We start from the raw sequence: 22,772 nt of genomic DNA on the forward strand, positions 1-22,772 counted from the left end.
ATCCCCCTAATATTGGCAATGTTATTTGATGCCGGAATAGACAAACGCCTTGACGATCTGCTTGGAAGCGAACAAATACACAATCAGAATTGGAATGACGAGCACCACGTTGCCGGCCATGATGATGTGCCAGTTGCTAATGCCCTCGGTCTCCCGCAGCATCGCAATCCCCATCGTCAGCGGGCGCACGGCGGCCGAGTCCGTCATGACAAGCGGCCAGAAGTAATCGTTCCAGTGCGACACGAAGCTGAACAGGGCAATGGTCGCCAGCGCCGGCATCGACATCGGGACCATGATCTTCCAAATGATCTTGAATTCGCTCGCATTGTCCAGGCGCGCCGATTCGATGATCTCCTGCGGAATCTGCATGAAATACTGGCGGAGCAGGAAGATGCCGAAGGCGTTGGCCATGAACGGCAGTATCTGCGGCAGCAGCGAGTTGATCAAGCCCCAGTCCGCAAGCATGAGGTAAACGGGAATGAATGTGACCTGCCCCGGAATCATGAAGGCAAGCAGGACGAACGAGAACAGAATTTCCTTCCCGGCGAATCGATACTTCGCAAAGGCATAGGCCGCGGGGATCATCACGAGCACCTGGATGAGGATGACCGAGAATGTGACGATAATCGAGTTCCTGGCATAGGTCAGGAATGGGCCCGCATTCATCGCGGTGGAGAAGTTGACCCATTGCGGAATCGAAGGAATCCACGTGGGTGGGAACGTAAGCGTTTCCTGAAAGGTCTGCAGCGAAGTGGAAATCATCCACAGAAAAGGGAAGATGAAGATCATAAGAACGATCGCCTTCAGTAGAAAGCTGAGCGGCGCTCTTACATACTTCCATTCAAAAGACATGGATCACACACCCTCTTTTTCTCAGCGTCTTGGGCGTTTTACTGGTAATGGACTTTCTTAGACAGCACCCGGAAGTAAACAACGGTCAGCAGGGCGATGATCGCCATAAGCACGACGCCCGTGGCGGAAGCGTATCCGATGCTGTTCGTACGGAATTCATAGATGTAATAGACGAGCGTGGTCGTCGCTCCGTTCGGGCCTCCGCCCGTCATGATCTTGACCGTGTCGAATACCTTGAAGGAGCCGATCGTCATAATAATCAGGATGAAGAACAGCTGCGGCGAGATAAGCGGCAGCGTGATCTTGCGGAACACCTGAAACTTGCTCGCATTGTCGAGAGCGGCCGCTTCATAGATGCTCGGCGGAATGCTTTGGAGTGCCGCCACGATGATCAGCGTATAGTAGCCGATGTTCTGCCAGACGGATACGATAATGATCGAGATCATGGCCGTGCTCGAGTTCTGCAGCCAGGTCGAGCCCGGCAAACCGAACGTTTTGAGCAGGAAATTCAACAGCCCGTGGTTCGGCTCCATCAGCCACATCCAGACGAGCGCCACCGAGACGATCGAGATGATATGGGGCGTGAAGATGCCCGCCTGCACGATGGCATTGAAGCGCTTGCGCTTGTTCAGCCAAACGGCGATGATCAAGGACAGGACGAGCGTCAGGACGACGACGCCGATCGTATAGACAACTGTGTTGAGAAGGGCGGTATAGAAGTCCTCCCGGCTGAAAATCTGGGTGTAGTTATCGGTTCCGATGAACTTGCTCTTGTCCTTGTTCATGAGGTTGTATTTGTAGAAGCTGAGCTTGATCAGATAGGCGACCGGATAGAGCACGAACAGGACGATGCCGGTCATCGCCGGCAGAATCATGACGTAGGGGCGAACCGCTTCCCAAATCCGCTTCTTATCCATTCGCCTGTCCCCTCATGACCAGTACCTTCGACCGACCGCCCAACGCTTCCAGATAGGATGAGAACCGGCCGTCTTCCCGGTCGATCCGGTTCTCGTCCGCTCCGAAGAAGAACAGATTCCCGGCTTCCACGCCCAGGTAGACCTCTTGATCGACGACGAACCGGTCTTCCGTGCACTTGATCATGTACGCCTGTTCCTCGCTTTTCACCTGATAAATCGTTTCGGAGCCAAGCATCTCGCGCGTGACGATCGTACCCGGAACCTGAAAATGGGTGGCTAGCGGCTCGGTGGACAACACCCCGCTCTCCGGACGGAAACCGAACATGACATTATCGATGCCCAGCTCCGCGATGTTCATCGGAGGTACACCGATGAATTGGGCGGCGAACAGGTTGTTCGGCTGGCGGTAGATGACCTCCGGCGCCGCTTCCTGCTGGATTTGGCCCTGGTTCATGAGCACGATCGTGTCGGCCATCGACATCGCCTCGACCTGGTCATGCGTGACGTAGACGAACGTCGTGCCAAGCTTCTTGTGCATCTCGATCAGCTCGATCCGCATCTGCACTCGCAGCTTGGCGTCGAGGTTGGACAGCGGTTCGTCCATCAAGAAGACCGACGGCTTCTTGACCATCGCTCTGGCTAGCGCTATCCGCTGCCGCTGGCCGCCCGAGAGCGTCGACGGCTTGCGGTCGAGGTAGCCGGCGAGACCGACTGTTTCGCTGATGCTTTCGACCAGGCGCTTTCGCTCATCCTTGGGCACCTTGTTGTTCTTGAGCCCGAATTCAATATTCTCCCGGACCGACATCGTCGGGTAGATGGCATAGTTCTGGAACACCATCGCGACGCCCCGCTGGCCCGGGGGAATTCGGGTTACGTCCTTGCCGTTGATCAGCACGGAGCCCGAAGTTTGCGGATCGAGACCCGCTATCATCCGGAGCAGCGTTGTCTTGCCGCAGCCGGACGGCCCGACCAGGACGGTAAACTTGCCGTCTTCGATCTTGAGATTCAAATCCTTGATGATGACGTTCTTGTCGAACGACTGGGTCACATTAACGAACTCTATGGATGCCACCCTTACTCCTCCTCACCATTCCTCTTAAGAGGCCGACAACGGCCCTGGCGTTATTGAGAGCGCTTACGTTTGTTTGCCGGGAAAGACCTTTTGCTGCCGGTTTTGCGAATGTGGTACACTAGTCTTGGACAGCTGCGCGTATCTCGCGCTGCAGCCGGGTTAGAGCCCGGTCCCTCGCGAAATACGCGGCTGTCTTCTCCTGGGTCAACCTGCTGCGTCAACAGCCGGGTCCCGACCCGCCGGCTTTCCCTGTGTCACCAGTGAAAGTCGAGGATTGTTTTTTTCCAGTCCCGGTGAGCCAGAGCGGATTCCATAGCGCCAGCGAGGTCTTCCGCTTTGCTCACCACCGTATATTCCTCCGGAATCAGCTTGCGCAGCGTGCTCTGGCATTCCGGATCCTCCATAACCTGAATGACCCTCTGAAAGTCATCCACCGAGCTGCGGCTGCTGCCGTGGATCGTCAGCCCCTTCTCCAGCACGTCTCTCGTATTGATCGGCACCCGGTCCTCGCTCACGCCCATCGCGACGATATGACCGCCCGGCTTCAGCAAATCGATCCCTTGGTTCAGCGCGCTCTCGCTGAAGCGGCCGCCTGTGCATTCCACCACGATGTCGACCTTGTCCCCGGCTTCGAAATCATACGTCTGCACCATCTCCGTCTCGGCGAATGCGAACTGGTCCAGCTTATCGCGGATCGCGCCGAAGACGATCAGCCGGTCTCTGCCAACGCCGAAAGCATGGTGCAGAACCGCAGCGGTCAAATAGCCGACCGGACCGTCACCGAATACCGCCACACGGGCTGTCTTGAGCTGCTCCGCGAGTCCGCGGACCGCTCGGTAGGACACGCTGCACAGCTCGGCCAGGACCGCAATCTCGTCCGGCACGGTATCCGGAATCGGAATCGTGCACGACTCGGGCAGCACAAGCCTGCTCTGAGCGATGCCGTCCGTGGTGCTTCCGAGGAAGAGCCCGCGGGAGCAATAATTGTCCTCGATCTCTCCCCGGCAGGCCGGACAGCACTCCTCGGGGGGGATACCGGCGAGCAGATGGCCCGGCAGGTTGGGGACGATGACGACGCGCGTGCCGTTCGGCAGCGCCGCACCGCCTCCTACCGCTACCTTGCCAATTCCCTCGTGAAGAAGCGCCATCGGCAGCTTCTTGGCGAGCACCTCCGGCTTCCTCATGCCTCCGAAGTACCGCAGATCCGCATGACAGATGCTGGCGAGCGTAGGCTCGACCGCAACCATCCCGCTTCTCAGCTCTCTCTCCTGGTTTAATTCTTCAATGACGTGCGGCGCCGTCAATCGCAATGTGCGGGAAATGACGGCACCGGTTGTTGTTGTTGACACGGACAGGCCCACCTCCAGTTGGTAAAGAAAATAGAATATATGAATCCCCTAGCCGCGTGCGGCGCAGGGAGGTTCACCTTGTTACGAATCAAACGGTCAGCACATTCACACCCGCGTCCCGGAACTGTTGGACGTCGTAGGCGGGCACCTCTACTCCGGTAATGAGCGTGTGGATGGCGCTGTTCGGGGCGACCTTATGCAGAGACAGCTTGCCGATCTTCGTTTCGTCCGCCACGACGATCACCTCCTGTGCGGCCCGGATCATCCCCTGCTTGGCGACCACGAGCTGCGCCTCCGGGTGCATGAGACCGTGCTTCGGGTGGATGGCGGGCGTGCCGAGGAAGGCTTTGGACACATGAACCGACTTCAGAACATGATCGGTGAACATTCCATTCAGCATATAGCTCGACGGATAAAGCTCTCCTCCGGTGACGGTAACCCGGACGCCGGGGGCGTCTCTCAACTCGGCGGCGACATTCATATCGTTGGTGACGACCGTCAGATTCATCTTATGGGTCAGATGTCTAGCGATATGCAGCGTGGTCGTCCCGGAATCGATAATGATATGGTCGCCGTCCTCGACGAGGCTGGCGGCCATTCGGCCGATCCGGATCTTCTGCTCCAGCTGGACGGTGGATCGTTCGTTGAAGGAAGGCTCCCGGTTCGTCAAGCCCTCGACGATCACGCCCCCGTGGGTCCGCTTCAGCAGCCCTTCCTGCTCGACCTCCGCCAAATCTCTGCGGATCGTCGCCTCATGCACGCCGAACTCCTGCGCAAGCGCAGAAACGGACGCGGCCTGATGCTGCCTCACATATTCGACTATTTTTATCTTTCTTTCGGCAGCTAGCAATTGTGTTCATTTCTCCTTCTTGTAAGCGATTGCGACCGCTCATTTGTTTGTACACTATGCTCACTATTGCTCGTTTCTGCAAATTCAGATTACTCTTGGCCAAACCTACTTGTCAAGGGATGTCACCAAAAAACTTACAAGCATTCTCTCTTCATGCATACAAAAAAAGCCGCTCTATCTGCCGAAGTTCCAGCAGACAAGCGGCTTTGCATGTCCTTCCGGGCAGTCCTGCGAAGGTAGACGCAGGAAGCGGCAATCTTGGTATGCTTTCCAAGCAGGCAGCGCTTCTCGACTTGCAATGGCATTGTGCAAACATGCACAAACCTGCGCAGAGCCACGCAAGCCCGCGCAGCCGTCCCGTCCGGGACGCTATCCGTTCCCCGCGCACTCTGCGCCCGGTGCCCGGAACCGGACGATAAGTTCAATGATCTCCGAGCGGGACGCCAGACGGATCGGCGGTCCCCACGAGCCGTAGCCCGACGAAACGACGACATGCATCTTGTCCTTGCGCATATAGCCCCAGTCCAGCTCGAACAACCGGCGGGTAATCCAATGGTTGGGCGCAAACTGGCCGCGGTGGGTATGCCCGCACACTAGCAGATCCGCCCCCGCGGCGGCGGTCAAGGCGAATTCATACGGCTGGTGGTCCATGACGAAGACCGGACGCGATTTGTCAACGCCAGCGAGCAGCGCGGCCGTGGCCAGGCGGCCTCCCTCCTCGGCCGTCTCGGCGGTCTTGTCCTTGCGTCCCGCGACATAGAAGGCTCCATCCGCCGCCTCGGCCACCTCGTCCCGCAGCAATCGGACGCCGATGCTCTCCATCTGGCGGGCATGCTCCTCGATATGGCCTCCGTAATACTCGTGGTTGCCGAGCACCGCATAGATGCCGAAGCGGGCACGCAGGCGCTCCATCGTCCGGGCCATCCCATTGCGGAGGAACGGCTCGATGACGTCGTCCAGAATATCGCCGGGCAGCAGGATCAGATCCGGCTGCATGGCGTTCATCCGCTCCACCATCCGGCCCAGATGGCGGTTGCCGACGACGTTGCCCAGATGAAGATCGGACGCCACCGCGATCCGGAGCTCCTCGAGCCCTCCCGCCGGCTTGTCGATTGTCATCTCGTAGGTTCGCACGATCGGATTCCATGCATTCCAGGAGCCCCGCAGCAGCAGCACTATCAGGATTGCCAGCGCCGCGGTGCCGACCGCGAGCACCGTCGTCCTCGGCGGCATGCCGGACAGACGCAGCAGCCAGGCGGCGAGGTCCGCCGCCGGCAGCAGGAGGACGGCGAATTCGAAGACGGCGAAGTAATAAGAGCCGATCACCTTGAGCAGCCGTCCCGGAGGACCCGACCGCGGAATACGGCCGAGCAGGTAGGAAACGGCGATCACGGCAAAGACGATCAAGTAGGCGGCCGTAGAGGGCGGGGAGCCCAACGCCTGCCAATAGTAGAGGCCGTGCCAGCCGATGTACACATTCAGGGAACTATAAACAAGCAGGACAACGACCAGCATGAGCGCGCGTCGAACCAAAGGGGCACCGACCTTTCTCTATCTTGTATCGTTTCGGGAAAAGCAAAACAGGCTGCCCACCGCCCGCATGGCGGCACAGCCTGTCGGTTAGCGGCTTTTGACGAGCAGCTCGAACGCCTGCTGCACCAGCTTGCTGGTATCCCGCCCGGCTTCCTTCTCGTCGAGAATACACTGCTCCAGATTGACGGCCACGATGTAGGCGATCGCTTTGTCGGCCGCGCTCCGGACCGCCGACAGCTGGCTGACGACCTCCTTGCAGTCCTTCTCTTCTTCCATCATCTTCAGCACGCCGCGGACTTGCCCTTCCAGCCTCCGCAGCCGTTTCTTCGTATTGTCGTCATACTGCATCCTTCTTCTTCCTTTCCGCATCTTCCCGCTAGGGGACATGTCTATCTCAAAGTGTACCCCAACTGCAGGCGAAAAGGAAGCGGCTCGCCCGGAGCCCTCCCATGTCGGCCTTCCGATTCCCTCCCGCTCTCACGGCTGTTCAGCCCCCTCGTCCCAGACAAGAAAAAAGCGGGCCTGCACCATCCGGTGCAGGCCCACCTCTACCCAGTATTCGTCGAAACGAGGTTAATGTCCGTTAGCCGTCGCCGTCCGCTCTTGCGTTCTTAAGCACGCCCGCGAGGCTCCAAGCGCAGCGTTCGCCATCCCGTCACGGCCACGTCTGCCGGCTTCCGCCGACCGGCGGACGGTTCGAGCCGCCCTCCGGCTTACTTGCCGCTCGGGTCGACGACGTCCACGTCGCTCTTCTTCACGAATGCGATGCGGTGGTTGAACGAGATCTGATAGAATTCCTCCTCGCCCTGGATCACCTTGTACGTCTCGGGTGCGTTGTACAGCTTGGCGTAGTATTCCGTCGATTTGATAGGACCGGTCGCGACATACTTCTGGCCCGCCGGAATCGTGTATTGGAGTGCCATCCGGTTGCGGACCGGAATGCCCGCCTTGGTGTACGCCGCTGGCTCGGGAAACGCCGCCCCGTACACGGGGATGGAGGCCGCGCCTTTTTTCGGCGTCACGAGCATTCCGCTTCCGGGGACGGTATTCTTGCCCTTCGGATTGTGGAACCATGCCTTCTGCCCCCCGAAGTAGATGGCGGTCCAATCGCCCTGCTCGTCGGCCTGGTAATAGCTTTGCCCGAAGACTGCCTTGTCGCCCCAATCGTTGATCTTGATCGTGCCGGGCGAGCCGTCCGGATGAAGCGCAGGATCGCTCAGCAGCGGCGCATCGAAGCTGGGCGCGGAATAAAGGGGCAGGAAGCTGACTGGCTGGGGCTCGAGCGGTTTGCCTCCATACTCCAGCGGAGGCATGTTCTGTTTGAAGTTCCCGTTGATGGTGACGATGCCGCTTTTCTTGTCCTTCTTGCCGGATTCGAACGGCTCACCGAGCAGCGTGAAGTAATGCGCCCAATCCCAATAGGCGCCCGGATCCCAATGCATGCCGGTCTGATTCGCCGGAGCCAGACCCGGCAGCTCGTCGTGACCAAGAATATGCTGCCGGTCAAGCGGAATGTCATACTGCTTGGCCAGATATTTCACCAGGCGGGCCGACGCGTGGTACATCTGCTCGCTGTACCATTTGCCTCCCTCGGCCGCAAAGCCCGAATGCTCGATCCCGATCGAATGGGCATTGATATACCAGTTGCCGGCTTGCCAGGCGACATCCTTGGGACGCACCATCTGCGTTACCTCGCCGGTCGTCGAGTCGATGACGTAATGGGCACTTACGTACGACTTGGACAGAAAGGTATTGATCGCCGATTTGTAGCTTCCTTCTACGTCGTGAATGACGATGTACTTGATCTTGAGGTCACCGTTCTCGGTCCGGTTGGCAAGGTCATAATTGCCGTAATCGGTCGCGCTGCCCGAATAGAGCGAGTATGCGGCTGGAATGTACCGGCAGGCGAGGCCGTTCGGACAATCGGCGCCCGATTTTTGGGCGCTGCGCAGGTGGAGCGTATCCAGCAGACTCGTGTTCGGCACGACGGCCGACGCGTTCAGCTTGGCGTATTGGCCGTCCGTAGTCACCGCCTCGACGCCCTGCAGCATGGTCGCATAGACATCGTCCGCGAAGCTCTGCGCAAGCTCCTGCGCATCGGAGCCGCTGTATTTGGCGACGGCGGCGTACCAGTCGGAGGCGGTCGCGGGCAGGCTGCCGTGCAGCTCCCGCGCGTAGGAAGCCAGGAGGGCAGCTCCGCCCCGGATATTCTGCTCCGTGTCCAGCTTGAGCGCATCCGGAGAAACGCCCAGCAGGGCGGCTGCCGTATCGAGCGTGCGGAGTGCGGGATCGTTCACCCGGTCGTAATCCGGCTCCTCCGCGTCGCCTTTGGAATGGGCGGATAAGTGCTCGTTTGCCTGGGTCAGGTGCATGACGCCGTACCCCGCTCCCATGCTCGGTTCTCCTCCGTGCGACTCCCAGCGCGTCTCGTTGTAAGCAACGGACATCAGGACCTCAAGAGGGACGCCGAATTCCAGTGAAGCGCTTTCAAAAGCTTGCTGAAGCGGGCTGTCTGTTCCGGTGGCGGGCGGCGCCGCACGGGAAGGAAGAGCGGATAGGCTAGACGTCACGGTCAAGATGCCCGCGGTGAACGCGGTCAACAGCATGCGGTTCCTTCGCTTGCTCAAACGAATGGACATAAAACAGCCTCCTTCTTCAATATGGGACCTTGTCCGCTAGCACGCCCTGCGAACCAACGGAAGCGACAGCGCAAGATGAGGATCCGGGGGCAATTGGTAGCTTATTCCAAAATATACGCCTCGACATTTGCTGCGTCAACGGCTCCTCACCAAATCGTGCCTTGCTGCCTAGACAAGCCCCGGGAGAGTAGGTCTAGCGGCAGATCCGCATCTATGCGGACCCGGAAAAAAAGCCGCCTGGCGGCGGCTTTCGACGTTATTCGCTGTATACGATACTCCTCGTGCCATCGGCTCATCCCTGCCGATGCTTGCGCTGCTCCTCGAGCCAGATTTCGAGCAGCCGCTTCAGTTCAGGCGTCTCGATGCGGCAATCGGCCTCCTCGTCCTCGGCGAGCTGGTCGACGACCGTCGTCCACTCCGGCCCGATAACGAGAGCACAGACGTTGCCAGCAACTTCTTCTTGCGCAGACTGGCCGGCGAGCACACGGTCGATTGCCCCGAGCACCCACGGACCGCTCCCTTCTCCGCTCTGCACATCCGTATAGAGAAACATCTCCACCAAGGCCAGCTCCTCGGGGAGGCGCATCACCAGGAGACGCCTCCCCTGCTGCTCGATGGTTTCGATCCGATAGCTGTAGCTCATTTTCAAGCTCCTTCCAAGTGTCGTTAATACGGAAACGCGGAGATAATCCGGCCGCTTCGGTCCAGATACATCTGGATCGGAAGACCGTCCGCCGACGTGCCGGTATAGACGTTGCCGGTTACGTGGGTTCGGTTCGCAAAGGCCTCGTTGACGGCGTCGACGATCTGCTGCGGCTCCATCTCCTTCGGGAAGAAGCTCGAGAAGCCGCCGTTGCCCGCTTTCGGGACACCATCGACCGCCACCTGCGCGCGGTACACGCCGTTCCCATCGGGAGCCGTTTCCGTGCCAGGAACGACCGATCCCCTGGCGTTCGGCATACCCTCGTAATGATAGCCGACCGCGCTCCCTCTGCGGTTCAGCTCTCCCTCGAGAATATGCTCGAGGGATCCAGGGCGGAAATTGGCGGTGTTGGCCAGCTGGCCGATGTCGCGGACCGGCGTTTCGGCCTCCGGCTCCGGGCTGCGGTTCGCGTCCGTGTCCCGGCCATCGCCGGAGCCGTCGCCGCGGTTGCCGTCGCCGTCCGGGCCGTCTCCGCTCCCGTGGCCGCTGCCGCCGTCGCCGCGGTTGCCGCCGCCGTCCGGGCCGTCACCGCGCCCGTGGCCGCTGCCGCCGTCGCCGCGGTTGCCGCCGCCGTCCGGGCCGTCGCCGCGCCCGTGACCGCTGCCGCCATCGCCGCGGTTGCCGCCGCCGTCCCGGCCGTCGCCGCGCCCGTGACCGCTGCCGCCATCGCCGCGGTTGCCGCCGCCGTCCGGGCCGTCGCCGCGCCCGTGACCGCTGCCGCCATCGCCGCGGTTGCCGCCGCCGTCCGGGCCGTCCCCGCGCCCGTGACCGCCGCCGCCGTCTCCGCGGTTGCCGCCGCCGTCCGGGCCGTCGCCGCGCCCATGGCCGCTGCCGCCGCCGCGTCCGCCGGCCCCAGCCGGTGACGGCGTCGCCTCACCGGACGGCGTGAAGCCGCGGACGTGGCCCGGCGGCTCCGGCGCTGCCGGGCGGCCGCCGGGCGTACCGCCCGCATGCCCGCCGCCTGCCGGCGGATGGCCGGCATGGGGCCGCCTCCCGCCGGCCATTCGGCTGAGCAGCCCTTGGAGCCGATGGGCCGCACCGTCCAGCTGCCGCCCCATTGGAATGCGGCTCAGGCCCATGTCGACCGCGAGCGCCAGAGCGTTCCCCGGTGTCAACAAGCTGGCGGGGTTGCGGATCGCCGCAGCGATCGAATGCCCGCCGCCAAGAACGCCGCTTATCGTCGAAACGGCACCGAGTGCGGGGAGAAACTCAATGAACAGCAGGCTGACCGCCAGCATCCCCGCCAGAATCGCCGCCTGCTCCCAACCCGTCCGCCGGTCCCACCAGCTCTGCAGGCTGTCGAACATGCAGGCAAAGCAGGTGCCGGTATCGTCCGCCACGACTGGTATCGTCATCCACGCCGCCGTCAGCAGAAGCACGAGTGCCGCCGCAGCCGCCGTTAACGGCCGATAGACCCGCTCCAGCCAGGAGCGGATGCCGTCCAGCTCCTCCTGTGCATCCGGCTCGCCGTACAGCAGCGTGAACCCGAGCCTTTTGCGTTCCCGGTAAAAGACAAGCAAATACGCAAACCGCTCCCGCGAGCGGAAAAACGCCAAAAAGCTGTTCAGCCACTCGGTGAATGGCCCGATCCACCGTTCACCCGGGAGGAGCGGCAGCCGGCTTCTGACCTGATTCAACTGTACGTAATCGTAGATGATCGCGCCCAGAAGCAGAGCAAGAAGTAACGGCTTCGTCGCGTAGCCGCTGCCGATCGCGTCATGCGCATGCCTGAGCCATCCCGGCATTCCATATTGTCCATTATACATTGCGTGATCAAGAATCACCCACAGCAGCAGCAGCGCCGGTACAGCCGCCGATCCTCGCTTCGACTGCTTCCAAAAACGGACCGCGATGCCGATCCCGATCGAGACAAGCGACGTTTGGACAGCGTGGCCGTATGTAATAATCGTCGGAAAGTAGCTAGGCTCCAGGTAGCCCGGAAACAAATCGGTAACGTTCCAATGGATGGATTTGCCGTCGAGCAGACTATACCCGTACGGAATGATGCCCGACGTCCATCGGCGGGCCGTTTCCTCCATGAACTGAAAGCCGGCTCCGCTCGCCGCACCGAGCATGGCGTAATCGCCCAGGCTAAGCGCGGAGGCTCTCCGGGAGACGAACAAGTACGCGCCGAGCGGCAGGAGCTTGAACACCTCTTCGGCAATCGGGGTCAGCACGGCTTGGCTCCAATGCGCATTGGTACTGGCCCCGAACCACTTGGTCAGCGAGGAGACGAACGCCCCCGTGAACGGCACGACAAGCCAGGCGGTTGCCAAAAAAAACAGCATGGCCTGCCGCCAGGTCACCGTCTTGCTGCGCGCCAGCAGCCAGAATTGAATCAGTACGTAGACCGACCATATATACTGCAGGAGCAGCCGCCTCGAACCGGGCACGAAAAACAAGCTGACCAGAAAGCCGAGGAGAGCCAGCCAGGAGAGGCCCACATACAGCTTCCCGAGGAGAGGATAGCGGCCAGTCCATTTCTTCCACCACAAAGCCAACCTTTCCGACCAGCGGCGCAGCGTCAAGCGCACGTTATGTATCGACCAGATAGCGCATTCCTCCCCCACTCAAAATGCTTCATCCCTTTACCCAATGTTTGCGGCATTGAAACGAGTTTTTTGGGGGTTTGCTTATTTTTTCCTGCTTTGTGCGTAAAAAAGGGGCCCTCCGGCCCCCTTGAGTACCCCCTTTACATCACCCGCCACGTCTTCCCGCCGTCCTGCGTCCGGAGAAGCCGCGAGCCATCGCCCGCTTCGTTCCGGGCCAGTGCCCAGCCGGTCTTCTGCGTCACGAATTGCAGGTCGATCAAATAAGGGTAAGACCGGAGCGTGTCGCGGAACACCGTATTCCCCGTAAGCGGGCTCCAGGAGCCTCCCTGGTCGTCCGTATGGAGCAGATTCGCTCCGTTCCACAGCCAGCCTTCGCTGGAATCGATGAACGTCACGTGAGGGCTTTGCAGTGTCGGCAGCACATCCGTCGTCTTGCCGAACGAGATGAGCTTCCAGGTCTCGCCTCCGTCTGTAGTGAAATAGCCGCCGAGCTGGACGCGGTCCTGTCCCCTAAATTCGTACGGCATCCAGCCAGTCTTCCGATCCCCGCCAAAGAACACGGGAGCTCCGGTAATCTGCGGCTGGCCGTTCGGATCGTTCGACGACACCTCTAGCGGCACGGGCTGCCAGTTGCGTCCGGCGTCCTTGGTCCGGTACAAACGAACCTTGCCAGGCGTGCGGGATTCGTGAGGGACCCACCCGTTCGTCCCGTCACGGAAAGTAATGCCGTACTGCGCAAACCCGCCGAGAGGCAGCGGTCCGTTGTCCTCGGGCCCCGCCTGCTCCATCAAAGGGCGATTGTCCATCACTTGGTTCCAGGTCAGCCCGCCGTCCTTGGTCTCGTACAGCTGCTTGGCGGAGCTGCCCATCGCAGCGCCGGAATCGTGCAGAAGAAAGCCGTGCGCCGGCGTCACGAATGCGAGATGGTCGCCCCCCTCCTCCGGGTAGGGCACCTTGCCCTGCTTCCACGTACGGCCGCCGTCCGCGGTCACCGCGATCGTCATCGGCCGGGCGGACATCCCGGAAAGATAGACCGCCGTGTTCTTGTCCACGACCGTGAGATCGTGGTCTCCCGGATCGGTCGTTAGAGCCGGCAGACCGGGGGGCGTCACCTCCAGCCAGCTTCCTCCCGCATCCTCCGTCCGGTATAGTCTCAGCTGTCCCGCCGCGGATTTGCCCCATGCATAGGCGACTTGGTCATCGACGGCGCGGAGCCCCGTCAGCCGAGCCTGGATTTGAGCCGGTGCAGGTTGGCTCGCCGCCGGCTTGCTCTCTCCCTGGGCCGTTCCGGAAGGAGCGGGCGATGCAGACGCCGCGGGCGTCCCGCTTGGAGACGGCGATTCCGCGGCGGCGGGCGGCGGGCCGTCCGATCCGCAGCCGGACGCCGCAGCTAGCGGAACCGCCAGCAGCAGGGCCGCCAATCTCCGGTAAGCGCGTCGGTTGTTCATGTGAAGCCCTCCTTCGATGCGAAATCGGCACGGCACCGGTCAAGCGCGTGCCTGTTCCTCTTTACTGTATTACCCACGGAAGGAATTGGCGAGCGAGCTCCGCACCGACTCTCGCACGCTATCTTGAGACAAGGTTGCGTCATTTGGGTAAGAAGAAACAGGAGGTGGATGTCATGACCAGCAAGCCGGAACAGCAGCCAAGCCTCAAGCCCGAAATTCCCGAGCGGCAGCCGGACAGTCTGCCGGAGATCAAGCCGGACCCGACTCCCGAGATCAAGCCGGACAAGATACCGGAGATCCGGCCGGAGCAGACACCCGAGATCAAGCCGGTCGATCCCCCGACTATTGTGCCGGGGAGCCCTCCGGAGATTCCGCCGCCCGGCCAGCCGGGCTGATCGGCGCTAAAGATGCAGGCTCGGTATGAATAGCAGAACAGCCAAGAGAGCGGTCCCTGACGGGCCGCTCTCTTCCATTTGACTTGTGTCCTCCTCAGGCGCTGCAACCCAAACTGTGTTCAAGAAGCGAGACTCAACCTTGCGTGAACACGGGCGCCCCGTCGTTGCCGACCGTCAGGCGAAAGCGGGTACCGTTCGGGCTGTGCAGATAGATGCCACATACATTCGTGTCTCCCTGCACGAGCACCCCGGCGGTTTTGCCCTCGGCGTCGTTGTCCGCCACCTGGACGTTCGAGCAGGTGGCCGTTACGCTGATGCCATATTGATTTTGGTTGCCCGACGCCGCCTTGGTCACCCGATTGCCCGCGACACGGCCGTTTTTGGCGCCGTTCGCCACGAGAATGCCGCTGCGCGTATTGTCCGTCTCGCCCGCAGGGGAGTCGATGCTGTTATCCGTCACGAGGAAGCGGGCCATGCTCTGGATATAGATGCCGGTCCGGCCGCAGCGCTGGATCAGATTGCCGTTCACGAGCAAGTCCCCGCTCAGCCCGCGGTTGCGGTAGTCCGCATCGGGCTCCTCGGAGTAAATGGCTTCCGTCTTGATATTCTGAAACTGGTTGCCGGCGATCGTCCCTTGAGTAACATACGAAAGCCAAACGCCGCGGTACTGGTCTCGGAACAGATTGCCCGCTATCCGGACATTGTGCACCCAGCGGAGCGTGATGCAGTTCTTGCTGGTGGACCCCTGCTCGAAGACGTTGTCCGTGATGACGAGAGATTCGACCTTGGCATACACCGTGCTTGTCTTGGGCCACCCCACGCAGTAGATCGTTTCCGAGCCGATGCCGCGGAAGACATTGCCGGATATGACGATCTGCTTGCCCGACTGGGGCAGTCCGGTCTGGTTGCCGGCCGCATCCTTGGACGATTCGGTGTTGCCTTGCGGATTGGACAGCATGACCCCCCGGTTGCAGTTCAGGAACAGATTGTTCGCCACGAACAGCTCGGAGAATTTGAAGCTCCGGACGCCCGCGAAGGTCATCCCCTCGAACGTGTTGCCGATTACCTTGATGTCTCGGTTGTACAGGTCGTAGACGGCGTAGTGGTTCCCCACTCCGCTCGGCCAAGCCTGAGTGCCGGGCGTGCCGCTCGCGCCGAAGTAACAGCCGCGTACCGTGATGTTATGGCACGGCGTGCCGTCGAAGGTGCCCATCTGGGAAAATCCGTCCTTCGTATGGTTGGCGAGCTGGATCGCTTCCGGATAGTCTCTCGATTGGTCCGGCGTGCTGTCGCGGTAACCGAGAAACCGGCAGTTCTCAATCAGCACATTCTCGCAAGCGTTCATATCGATGCCGTGAGCGGTCACGACATCCCTCATTTCGATGTTCCGGATCGTAATGTTTCTTCCCCGGGCGAGGCCGAAGCCATTGTATGTATCGGGATACTGAAGGATATTCCCTTCCCAGATGCCGCCCTCAATGATCAGGTTGCCATGCCCTTCATATCCTGGAAAGCCCGGTCCGTTATCCCCATTGACCAGGAAGGAGTGGTCATGGCAGCGGAGAATTTTGGCGCCCTGCTGCAGGAGCAGATGGGTGTTCCGGTAGATCCGGAGCGTATCGGTTACCTTGTATACCCCTTTGGGGATCACCACTTGGCCGGCTGTTCCGGTCTGCACGGCACTCAGCGCGCTCTGGATCGCCGCCGTATCGTCGTGGACGCCGTCCCCCGCCGCCCCATAATCCCTTACGTTCAGCAAGGGAACCGTGCCGGTGGCGAACACCGGATGATCCTTGCGTCCATATACCTCCCCGGTTACCGTCGAATCCGCGGCTTGCGATGACAGCGGGAAGATGGCGCTTCCCGCGGCAAGCGCCATCCCCGACATTCCTAACTGGGCCAGCATCGTTCTTCTGCTAAGCTTGGCTGCCGATTGTTCCGGTTCCGACATGGCGTTTCCTCCTCAAAAATGAGTTTGTCTTACGCTTGTCTTCCGTCTCACCGACCATCGCTTCCCTACTTGCGGGACGGCTCCCAATCCTTCTCCGTGACGACCTCGATCGTTTTGCCGTCGGAATGGAGCAGGATCGTGCCGTGCAGACCGGTGGAGTACACCTTGGCATTCTTCTTCTCCAGTCGTTCCTTCAAGTTCGGGCTCTGAAAATTGTTCGCGCTCATGACGGCGATCTGCGGCGATACGGCGTTCAGGAATGATTCCGACGACGATGTCGATTCACTACCGTGATGCGGCACGTCCATCATATCCGCCTTGAGCTTGTCACTCCATTCGGAGGCGATCAGCTCCGTCTCCCGGTGCTTATAGATATCTGCGGTGAACAGAAACACCCTGTCCCCGTATGTCATCCGCAGCACCATGCCGTAATCGTTGATCTCGGGCGCGGAGAACGTCTTGACGGCATCTGGCAGGGAGCCCTTCGGCGGGGCCAGCACCTCGAATTTGACGTCCTTGCCCAGCTGAAAGGATCCGCCCTCCTCCAGCGCTTTGACCGGCACGTTCTTCGCCTGAAGCGCGGCCATCGCATTGTTGTAGGCGGAGGATTTCGGATAGGGCAGATTGACCTGCAAAAACTCCCCGATCTCTTTCTCCTTGGCCACCGTTGCAAACCCGCCGATATGATCGATATGCGGATGCGTATTCAAGGCGATATCCAGCTTCTGGATCCCCAGCTTGGTCAAATAGCCGGCGACCTGCTGTCCGGCCTCCGGCAAGCCCGAGTCGACCAGCATCGTCTTGCCGTCAGGCGATGTGATCAGAAAACTGTCTCCCATCAGGTCGGCGCCCGACAGGTGAAAATACCGGATCGTCAGCTCTCCCTTAAAGGCGTCCTTGTCCAGAACCTGCTCCGTCCGCACGGTGGCGGCTGTCTGCTTCGGCTCCGGGGACGGTGTCGGCGTAGCCGCCGTCGTGGTCTCCTGCTTCGCGCCTGTGCAGCCGGCCAGCAGCACGCCGAGAATGGCGGCAGCAGTCCACACCTTGCCCCGCGATACCCATCGTTTCGCCATCTGTCGGCTCCTTCCTTCCCGTCGGACGGACGGCTCATTGGCCGTCCGTCCTTCCGATTATCCGACCGCCTTCTTAGGCGGAGCGGCTTATTTGCTGTTTTGGTAGCGCTGGTAGGCGGCCTTGTAGTACTTCATGTAATCGGCCAGCCCCATCTTCTCGATGGTTGCGACATATTTGTCCCAATCGGACATCGGGATGCTGCCGGTGATGAATTTGGCCTCCATCTCGCCGATATAGCTTTGAATATCGTTGCCGATCGTGGAGTTGAACTCGGTCTCTACCTCCGTGAAGTTGAACGCGTTCCACAGTTCCTTGATCTTATAAGGCTCTGCCTTCTTGCCCGCTTCCACCGATTCGGGCAGCGTCTCCGAGCCTTTGAAGTACTTCTCCTGTACGTAGCCGGGATAGCTGCCGCCGAGCCAGGTGATGTACTTGGCAAGCGCCTGGTCCATCGTCAGCCCATTCGGGTTCTTGGTGATCTCGTCAACGAACTCCAGCTTCCCGTCCGCCGTTTTGCGGTACGACTGTCCTTCGATACCCATGAAATAGAAGGTTGCGCCTTCTTCTCCGTAGAAGTAGTCGATCCAGCGTACTGTCGCCTCCGGATTCTTGTTCTTGTCCGTAATGACGAATGCGCCCGGCCAGACGACCGGCGTCTTGATATGGGAGTATATCTGGTCTCCGTGCGGACCCTTGAGCGCGCCGAGCCCGATGTAGCCCGGCTGGCTCATCTGGGTCATCGGGTTCGGGTTGATCGTCGAGCCGAATACCCCGGTCTGTCCTTTGGCGTACAGCGCGCTCGTCTTGACGGTGAAGATGTCCTTGTCGATCAGTCCTTCGCCGTACAGCTTCCGTACGTATTCAAGCACTTCTTTGTACTTGGGATCCGTGCGGAAGAACCGCAGGTCATTCGTTTTTGGGTCGACGTCGACGAATTTGTGACCGAGCCCGCGGTTGCCGAAGCCCCATGCGCCGCGGATCTGCTCGATCAGCGGGTTAATGCCCGTGCCTGCGTACGGAATCTCATCCTGCTTGCCGTTTCCGTTCAGATCCGTTTCTTTAACCGCTTTCAAATAATTGTAGAATTCCTCGGTCGTCGTCGGTTCCTTCATGCCGAGCTTGTCAAGCCATTCTTGCTTGATCCACAGCGGCGTTCCGATGAGCATCGGCAGGAACTCGGGGCTGTAGAAGGACGGGAACGAATAGATATTGCCGTCCGGCATGGTAAGGCCCTTCTTCAGATCCGGATATTTCTCCATCAGCGCTTTGAAGTTGGGTGCGTACTTGTCAATAAGATCGTTCAGCTTGATGAACGAACCCTGAGCCCCGTACTTCATCAGATCGGGTGCGCCGACCCGTGCGGAATAGAACGCATCCGGGTAATCGCCGCCGGCCAGCGCCAGGTTGCGTTTCTCCGTCAGCGTCTCGAACGGAACGAGCTGAAAATTGACATTGATGTTCGAACGCTTGGCATATTCCTTCCAAACCAGCGTTTCCTCGAAATTGTTGCCGTTCGTGGCCGCCTTGCCCGTGAAGAAGGTAAGCGAGATCGGTTCCTTCACGATCGGCATGCCCGACTTGTTCAGGTTAGCGACCTCTTGGACATCGCCATCCTTAGCACCCGCGTTGTTGTCACCTCCCGAACCGCCGCATGCCGCCAGCAAGGTTCCCGCCATCGCGGAAACGACGGTTAGTGAGATTAGGCTTTTCTTTTTCATTAGTTTGACTTCCTCCCTACGCATTCGCATTGTCCGTTTCGTCCGGCGCCGCCTGGACGCCGCCCTTCCCGCCCGGCGTGAAGAGCTTATAAACCTTGTTCGTTTAGATCCTAACAGGTTGCGGCAGAAGTGAACAGTGACGGTTCTTTTGCTAGCTGACCGCTCATTATCCGGCTCAAAAAAAAGATAACAATATAAAAATCCGCAAAAGAATCTGGAATTCATGTAAAATAAGGGGAAAGCCTAGCAACGAATATCCACCAAAGGAGCATGCCGCGTGTTGAATTGGGCCCGAATGAGCCGCCAAACCCTGGTGATCCGCATCTTCCTGAGCTTCCTGGCGATTGTGCTGCTGTTCTCCGTTATTAATTTTCTGTCGATTCATCTATTCAACCGGGGCCTGCAGAATGAGGTCATCCAGGCGAACCGGATGATGCTGCAGAACACAGCCGACCGGTACCGGATGCAATTCGAACGAATCCGGTCCCTGTTGTTCGATCTATATTCCAATGAAAAGGTGACCGCCTTTCACCGCCAGCTGACAAGTGCGGCAGGGGGCGCCTCCGAATCCTGGAACGCTACGCAGATGCTGCGGGAGCTTCGCTCGAACTCTTACCATCCCATGTATTATCTGAACAATCTGTTCCTTCATTTTTCGAGCCAATCGGTGGTGTTCGAAAAGGAGGGGAGCCTCGACGCAGCGATGCAGTTTTCCCGTTTCTATGTCAGCAAAGAGTACCCGCTGGCGTTCTGGGAGGAGAACCTGAAGAATCCAGTCAACTACCGGCTCCATCCTGAAGGGATCTTCACCCTGTCCTCGCTCGACGCCAGCAACCAGGTCCGACTCCTGCCTTATTCGTTCCATGCGCCGAATTCCGATTACCAGGTCATAGCCCTCCTCGATGCCGAGCGCATGCGGGAAGCGTTTTACGACGGGGATTCGTCCCGACCTCTTCTCATTCTTAACGAGGACGGAACCCTGCTGTACCGAAGCGCATCTGAGCTCACGGCCAAGGATATTCCCGCGATGGCGGACGGCGAGGCGTACGGCATGGCCGGCGGCTATTATTTTTTTGAGCAGAAGGACCCGGCGACCCAATTGAGGTTCGTCTCAGCCGTCCCCTACTCGAGCATCGCCTCCAAAATCCGGAACACCAGCCTGACGCTGATGCTGATCAGCGCACTTGCGCTCGTGCTCGGCATCCTAGCATCGGTCGTGCTGAGCCGCAAGATCAACCGGCCGGTGAAAGAGATGGTCTCCTCGCTGCTGCAGGGCGAACCTCTTCGGCTCGACAGCCGCATCCGTGAGTTCGATCTGATCCAGGAGAACATCCGCAACCTGATGACGGAGAAGGAGTCGATCCACAAGGAATTGCTGGATAAGCGCTCCCTCTTGACCAGCTTCGGCTACATCAACAAGCTGAAAGCGATTACGTCCGATTTGAACGAATGGCGGGGCATTGCCGAGGTCGAGGAGCCGTTCTACATTATTTTATATCAGCTTCACTTCAAGTCGCAGCCGGAGGAGCAGAACCGGCTCAAAAACGATCGGATGGCGTATTATCTTCAGGAGTACATCAATGTCGTGATGACCGAGCAGCTCCCGTCCTCCCACACGTTCCAGATGGAGAACAACCAAATTCTGACGCTCGTGCGAGGCAAGGAGAAAAGCGAACGGCTGGGGCCGGCGCTCGCCCTTCTTAAGACGCTGCTCGACCGGGACAACGACTATATTCTAGTCACGATCGCCGCAAGCTCTGTCTACGACCATACTGGGGATTTCCATGAAGCCTACCGCGAGGTGCTCGAACTGGCCGGCCAAGCCAGGCCCGTTAACGAGAGCCAGATTATCCGCGAGCGCCGCGCCTTGCCCGCTCCCCTCCTCTTCACTGTCCAGCAGGAGCAGGAGCTGTACACGAATCTCCAGGCGGGCAACACCGCCTTTTGCGTCGCGTTCCTGGATAGGATGCTGGACCAATTCGACAAGAAGGAAGCAAGCATCGAGCAGCTGCGGCAGCTCGCTTCGGGAATCATTGCTCGTGTGGCGAAGCAGCTCGAGCCTTACCGGAGCGGGGAGGATGCGGCGTTGCAGCAGCAGATGGAGCGTATGCACGACTGCTGCACGCTGGAGCAGTTCAAGCAGTTCTTCGCCGAGCTGTTCCATGCAGCCACAGCCGTCGTCCAGTCCAACAAAGAGGACAAGGACTCGACCATCGCGTTCGTCATGGATTACCTGGAGAACCGGTTCGCGGACAATGTCTCTCTCGATCTGCTGGCGGAGAAGCTCAATCTCTCGGTCGCTTATCTCTCCGTCTATATCAAGGAGAAGACCGGCGCGAACTTCAGCGAACATCTAAACGAGATCCGCATCCGCAAAGCGAAGGAGCTGCTCGGTGACCAACGGCTCAGTATCCAAGAGATCAGTTACCGGATTGGCTACCGCAACGCCACCAGCTTCAACCGGATGTTCAAGAAGATGACCGGCATCCCCCCTGGCGAATACCGCAAGCACTTGCTGTTCAAGTTGGGCGAAGACCTGACGCAAGAAACAAGCAATTAACCGAACGCAAAGAGGCAGCGCAGACCATCGTCCACGCTGCCTTTTCGTTCGAGCGGCTGCTCCTTACCAGGCATAAGCCTCGGGAGCCGGCTTGCCGGGTCCCGGGAAAATCTCGTCAAGCCTCTTAAGCACGTCTTCGCTCAGCTTCACCTCGGGGACGCGGAGAGAGGTCTGCAGCTGCTCGAGCGTCCGCGGCCCGATGATGGGAGCAGTGACAGCCGGATTGGCAAGCAGCCAGGCAAGCGCAACGACATCCTGGGGCTCCCCGAGCTCCCGGCACAGCGCCGCGAACTGCTCGAGCTGCGACCGGTTCTTCTCGATCCGCTGTGTCAGCCGGGCACTGCGCGAGCCCGATCCGTCCAGCGCGTTCGGTCCCAGGAAGCCTCCGCCGAGCGGACTCCACGGAATGACGCCAATGCCGAGCGCCTGAGCCGCCGGCAGCACCTCGAGCTCCGGCAGGCGTGCCGACAGGTTGTACAGATGCTGCTCGGAGACGAGGCCGAGAAAGCGGCGCGACTTCGCTTCCGCCTGAGCCTGAGCCAAATGCCATCCGGCGAAATTGCTGGAGCCGATATAGCCGACCGATCCGTTCGCTACGACCGCCTCGAACGCTCCCCACAGCTCTTCCCAGGAGACGTTCCGGTCGATGTGGTGCGTCTGGTAAAGCTCGATATGGTCGGTCTGCAGACGCTTGAGCGAGCCTTCGAGGTGTCGCCGGATCTTGTACGCGGACAAGCCTCCGCCCCCGTTGGGCCCGTCGGCGGGATCGTTCATGTCGCCGTAAACCTTAGTAGCGAGCACGACCTTTTCCCGACGGCCGCCTCCTTGCTGGAACCAGCGGCCGATGATCTCCTCCGTCCATCCGCGGCGCTCCTTGCCGCCGTAGACGTTGGCCGTGTCGAAGAACTGGATGCCCGCGTCGAGAGCCGCATCCATGATGCGGAACGCTTCCTTTTCCTCTGTCTCGGGCCCAAAATTCATCGTGCCGAGGCAGAGCCGGCTTACTTGAAGCCCCGATCTTCCCAACTTGGTCACCTGCATGCTGTCATCCTCCGTTTCTGTTTTTTGATACAGACTGCGAACCAATCCTCCGTCTTTCCCTTCTATTGTACAGGATGCCAGTGGCCGGTCCCGAGCCCAGGTGGAACAAAGCAAGCAA

At 59.9% G+C, this 22,772-nt stretch carries 17 protein-coding genes; 2 read left to right on the forward strand and 15 right to left on the reverse strand.

Features of this window, described 5'->3' with window-relative positions:
- Positions 1 to 21: 21 nt before the first annotated feature.
- From KJS47_RS05200 to KJS47_RS24220, 11 genes are all read right to left on the reverse strand, one after another.
- The gene (locus tag KJS47_RS05200) at positions 22 to 852 is read right to left on the reverse strand and encodes a carbohydrate ABC transporter permease (protein ID WP_213523391.1); all 831 of its coding nucleotides are present in this window, start codon (positions 850 to 852) and stop codon (positions 22 to 24) included.
- Positions 853 to 890: 38 nt separating this feature from the next.
- Complete coding sequence (locus KJS47_RS05205; protein WP_213523392.1) at positions 891 to 1,769, reverse strand: carbohydrate ABC transporter permease; 879 nt, start codon at positions 1,767 to 1,769, stop codon at positions 891 to 893.
- The gene (locus KJS47_RS05210; protein ID WP_213523394.1) at positions 1,762 to 2,841 is read right to left on the reverse strand and encodes an ABC transporter ATP-binding protein; all 1,080 of its coding nucleotides are present in this window, start codon (positions 2,839 to 2,841) and stop codon (positions 1,762 to 1,764) included. The genes KJS47_RS05205 and KJS47_RS05210 overlap by 8 nt, the downstream gene beginning before the upstream one ends.
- 254 nt (positions 2,842 to 3,095) lie before the next feature.
- Positions 3,096 to 4,190: a zinc-binding dehydrogenase gene (locus tag KJS47_RS05215; protein WP_249716119.1), complete on the reverse strand. Its 1,095-nt coding sequence runs from the start codon at positions 4,188 to 4,190 to the stop codon at positions 3,096 to 3,098.
- A gap of 88 nt (positions 4,191 to 4,278) precedes the next feature.
- Positions 4,279 to 5,040 (reverse strand): DeoR/GlpR family DNA-binding transcription regulator, encoded by a 762-nt coding sequence (locus KJS47_RS05220; RefSeq protein ID WP_213523396.1) that lies wholly within the window; start codon positions 5,038 to 5,040, stop codon positions 4,279 to 4,281.
- Positions 5,041 to 5,409: 369 nt separating this feature from the next.
- Positions 5,410 to 6,573 carry a metallophosphoesterase gene (locus KJS47_RS05225; protein ID WP_249716121.1) on the reverse strand — a complete coding sequence of 388 codons (1,164 nt, stop codon included), beginning with the start codon at positions 6,571 to 6,573 and terminating at the stop codon, positions 5,410 to 5,412.
- A gap of 87 nt (positions 6,574 to 6,660) precedes the next feature.
- The gene (locus KJS47_RS05230; protein ID WP_213523398.1) at positions 6,661 to 6,921 is read right to left on the reverse strand and encodes a metal-sensitive transcriptional regulator; all 261 of its coding nucleotides are present in this window, start codon (positions 6,919 to 6,921) and stop codon (positions 6,661 to 6,663) included.
- A gap of 365 nt (positions 6,922 to 7,286) precedes the next feature.
- On the reverse strand, positions 7,287 to 9,212 hold the full coding sequence (locus KJS47_RS05235; RefSeq protein ID WP_249716123.1) for an N-acetylmuramoyl-L-alanine amidase: 1,926 nt from the start codon (positions 9,210 to 9,212) through the stop codon (positions 7,287 to 7,289).
- A 292-nt stretch (positions 9,213 to 9,504) separates the two neighbouring features.
- Positions 9,505 to 9,855 carry a hypothetical protein gene (locus KJS47_RS05240; RefSeq protein ID WP_213523400.1) on the reverse strand — a complete coding sequence of 117 codons (351 nt, stop codon included), beginning with the start codon at positions 9,853 to 9,855 and terminating at the stop codon, positions 9,505 to 9,507.
- Between the two features lie 23 nt (positions 9,856 to 9,878).
- Positions 9,879 to 12,410, reverse strand: coding sequence for an EndoU domain-containing protein (locus KJS47_RS05245; protein ID WP_213523402.1), 2,532 nt, complete (start codon positions 12,408 to 12,410; stop codon positions 9,879 to 9,881).
- 197 nt (positions 12,411 to 12,607) lie between these two features.
- Positions 12,608 to 13,915, reverse strand: a complete 1,308-nt coding sequence (locus KJS47_RS24220) for a WD40/YVTN/BNR-like repeat-containing protein (RefSeq protein WP_213523404.1) — start codon at positions 13,913 to 13,915, stop codon at positions 12,608 to 12,610.
- Positions 13,916 to 14,088: 173 nt separating this feature from the next.
- Here KJS47_RS24220 and KJS47_RS05255 point away from each other — a divergent pair, with 173 nt between their 5' ends.
- Complete coding sequence (locus KJS47_RS05255) at positions 14,089 to 14,310, forward strand: hypothetical protein (protein ID WP_213523406.1); 222 nt, start codon at positions 14,089 to 14,091, stop codon at positions 14,308 to 14,310.
- 133 nt (positions 14,311 to 14,443) lie between these two features.
- Here KJS47_RS05255 and KJS47_RS05260 read toward each other — a convergent pair whose 3' ends face one another.
- The 3 genes from KJS47_RS05260 to KJS47_RS05270 all read right to left on the reverse strand — a co-directional run bounded on the left by KJS47_RS05260 (position 14,444) and on the right by KJS47_RS05270 (position 19,053).
- Positions 14,444 to 16,261, reverse strand: coding sequence for a right-handed parallel beta-helix repeat-containing protein (locus KJS47_RS05260; RefSeq protein WP_213523408.1), 1,818 nt, complete (start codon positions 16,259 to 16,261; stop codon positions 14,444 to 14,446).
- A gap of 65 nt (positions 16,262 to 16,326) precedes the next feature.
- A complete protein-coding gene (locus KJS47_RS05265; protein WP_213523410.1) occupies positions 16,327 to 17,334 on the reverse strand; it encodes a ComEC/Rec2 family competence protein in 1,008 nt (335 codons plus the stop codon).
- An 87-nt stretch (positions 17,335 to 17,421) separates the two neighbouring features.
- Positions 17,422 to 19,053, reverse strand: coding sequence for an extracellular solute-binding protein (locus KJS47_RS05270; RefSeq protein WP_213523411.1), 1,632 nt, complete (start codon positions 19,051 to 19,053; stop codon positions 17,422 to 17,424).
- Positions 19,054 to 19,330: 277 nt separating this feature from the next.
- Between KJS47_RS05270 and KJS47_RS05275 the strand changes: the two genes are divergently transcribed.
- Positions 19,331 to 21,613 (forward strand): helix-turn-helix domain-containing protein, encoded by a 2,283-nt coding sequence (locus KJS47_RS05275; RefSeq protein ID WP_249716124.1) that lies wholly within the window; start codon positions 19,331 to 19,333, stop codon positions 21,611 to 21,613.
- A 63-nt stretch (positions 21,614 to 21,676) separates the two neighbouring features.
- Here the strand turns inward: KJS47_RS05275 and KJS47_RS05280 are convergent, their stop codons facing one another.
- Positions 21,677 to 22,654, reverse strand: coding sequence for an aldo/keto reductase (locus tag KJS47_RS05280; protein ID WP_213523412.1), 978 nt, complete (start codon positions 22,652 to 22,654; stop codon positions 21,677 to 21,679).
- Positions 22,655 to 22,772: the final 118 nt, after the last annotated feature.

This window comes from Paenibacillus sp. J31TS4, assembly GCF_018403265.1.
Taxonomy (GTDB): domain Bacteria; phylum Bacillota; class Bacilli; order Paenibacillales; family NBRC-103111; genus J31TS4.

Excerpts from the sequence above, each read along its gene's own strand:
- KJS47_RS05235 (WP_249716123.1), bottom strand. The coding sequence starts at position 9,212 with ATGTCCATTCGTTTGAGCAAGCGAAGGAACCGCATGCTGTTGACCGCG.
- KJS47_RS05280 (WP_213523412.1), bottom strand. The coding sequence starts at position 22,654 with ATGCAGGTGACCAAGTTGGGAAGATCGGGGCTTCAAGTAAGCCGGCTC.
- KJS47_RS24220 (WP_213523404.1), bottom strand. The coding sequence starts at position 13,915 with ATGAACAACCGACGCGCTTACCGGAGATTGGCGGCCCTGCTGCTGGCG.
- KJS47_RS05240 (WP_213523400.1), bottom strand. The coding sequence starts at position 9,855 with ATGAGCTACAGCTATCGGATCGAAACCATCGAGCAGCAGGGGAGGCGT.
- KJS47_RS05205 (WP_213523392.1), bottom strand. The coding sequence starts at position 1,769 with ATGGATAAGAAGCGGATTTGGGAAGCGGTTCGCCCCTACGTCATGATT.
- KJS47_RS05270 (WP_213523411.1), bottom strand. The coding sequence starts at position 19,053 with ATGAAAAAGAAAAGCCTAATCTCACTAACCGTCGTTTCCGCGATGGCG.
- KJS47_RS05230 (WP_213523398.1), bottom strand. The coding sequence starts at position 6,921 with ATGCAGTATGACGACAATACGAAGAAACGGCTGCGGAGGCTGGAAGGG.
- KJS47_RS05200 (WP_213523391.1), bottom strand. The coding sequence starts at position 852 with ATGTCTTTTGAATGGAAGTATGTAAGAGCGCCGCTCAGCTTTCTACTG.
- KJS47_RS05260 (WP_213523408.1), bottom strand. The coding sequence starts at position 16,261 with ATGTCGGAACCGGAACAATCGGCAGCCAAGCTTAGCAGAAGAACGATG.
- KJS47_RS05255 (WP_213523406.1), top strand. The coding sequence starts at position 14,089 with ATGACCAGCAAGCCGGAACAGCAGCCAAGCCTCAAGCCCGAAATTCCC.
- KJS47_RS05265 (WP_213523410.1), bottom strand. The coding sequence starts at position 17,334 with ATGGCGAAACGATGGGTATCGCGGGGCAAGGTGTGGACTGCTGCCGCC.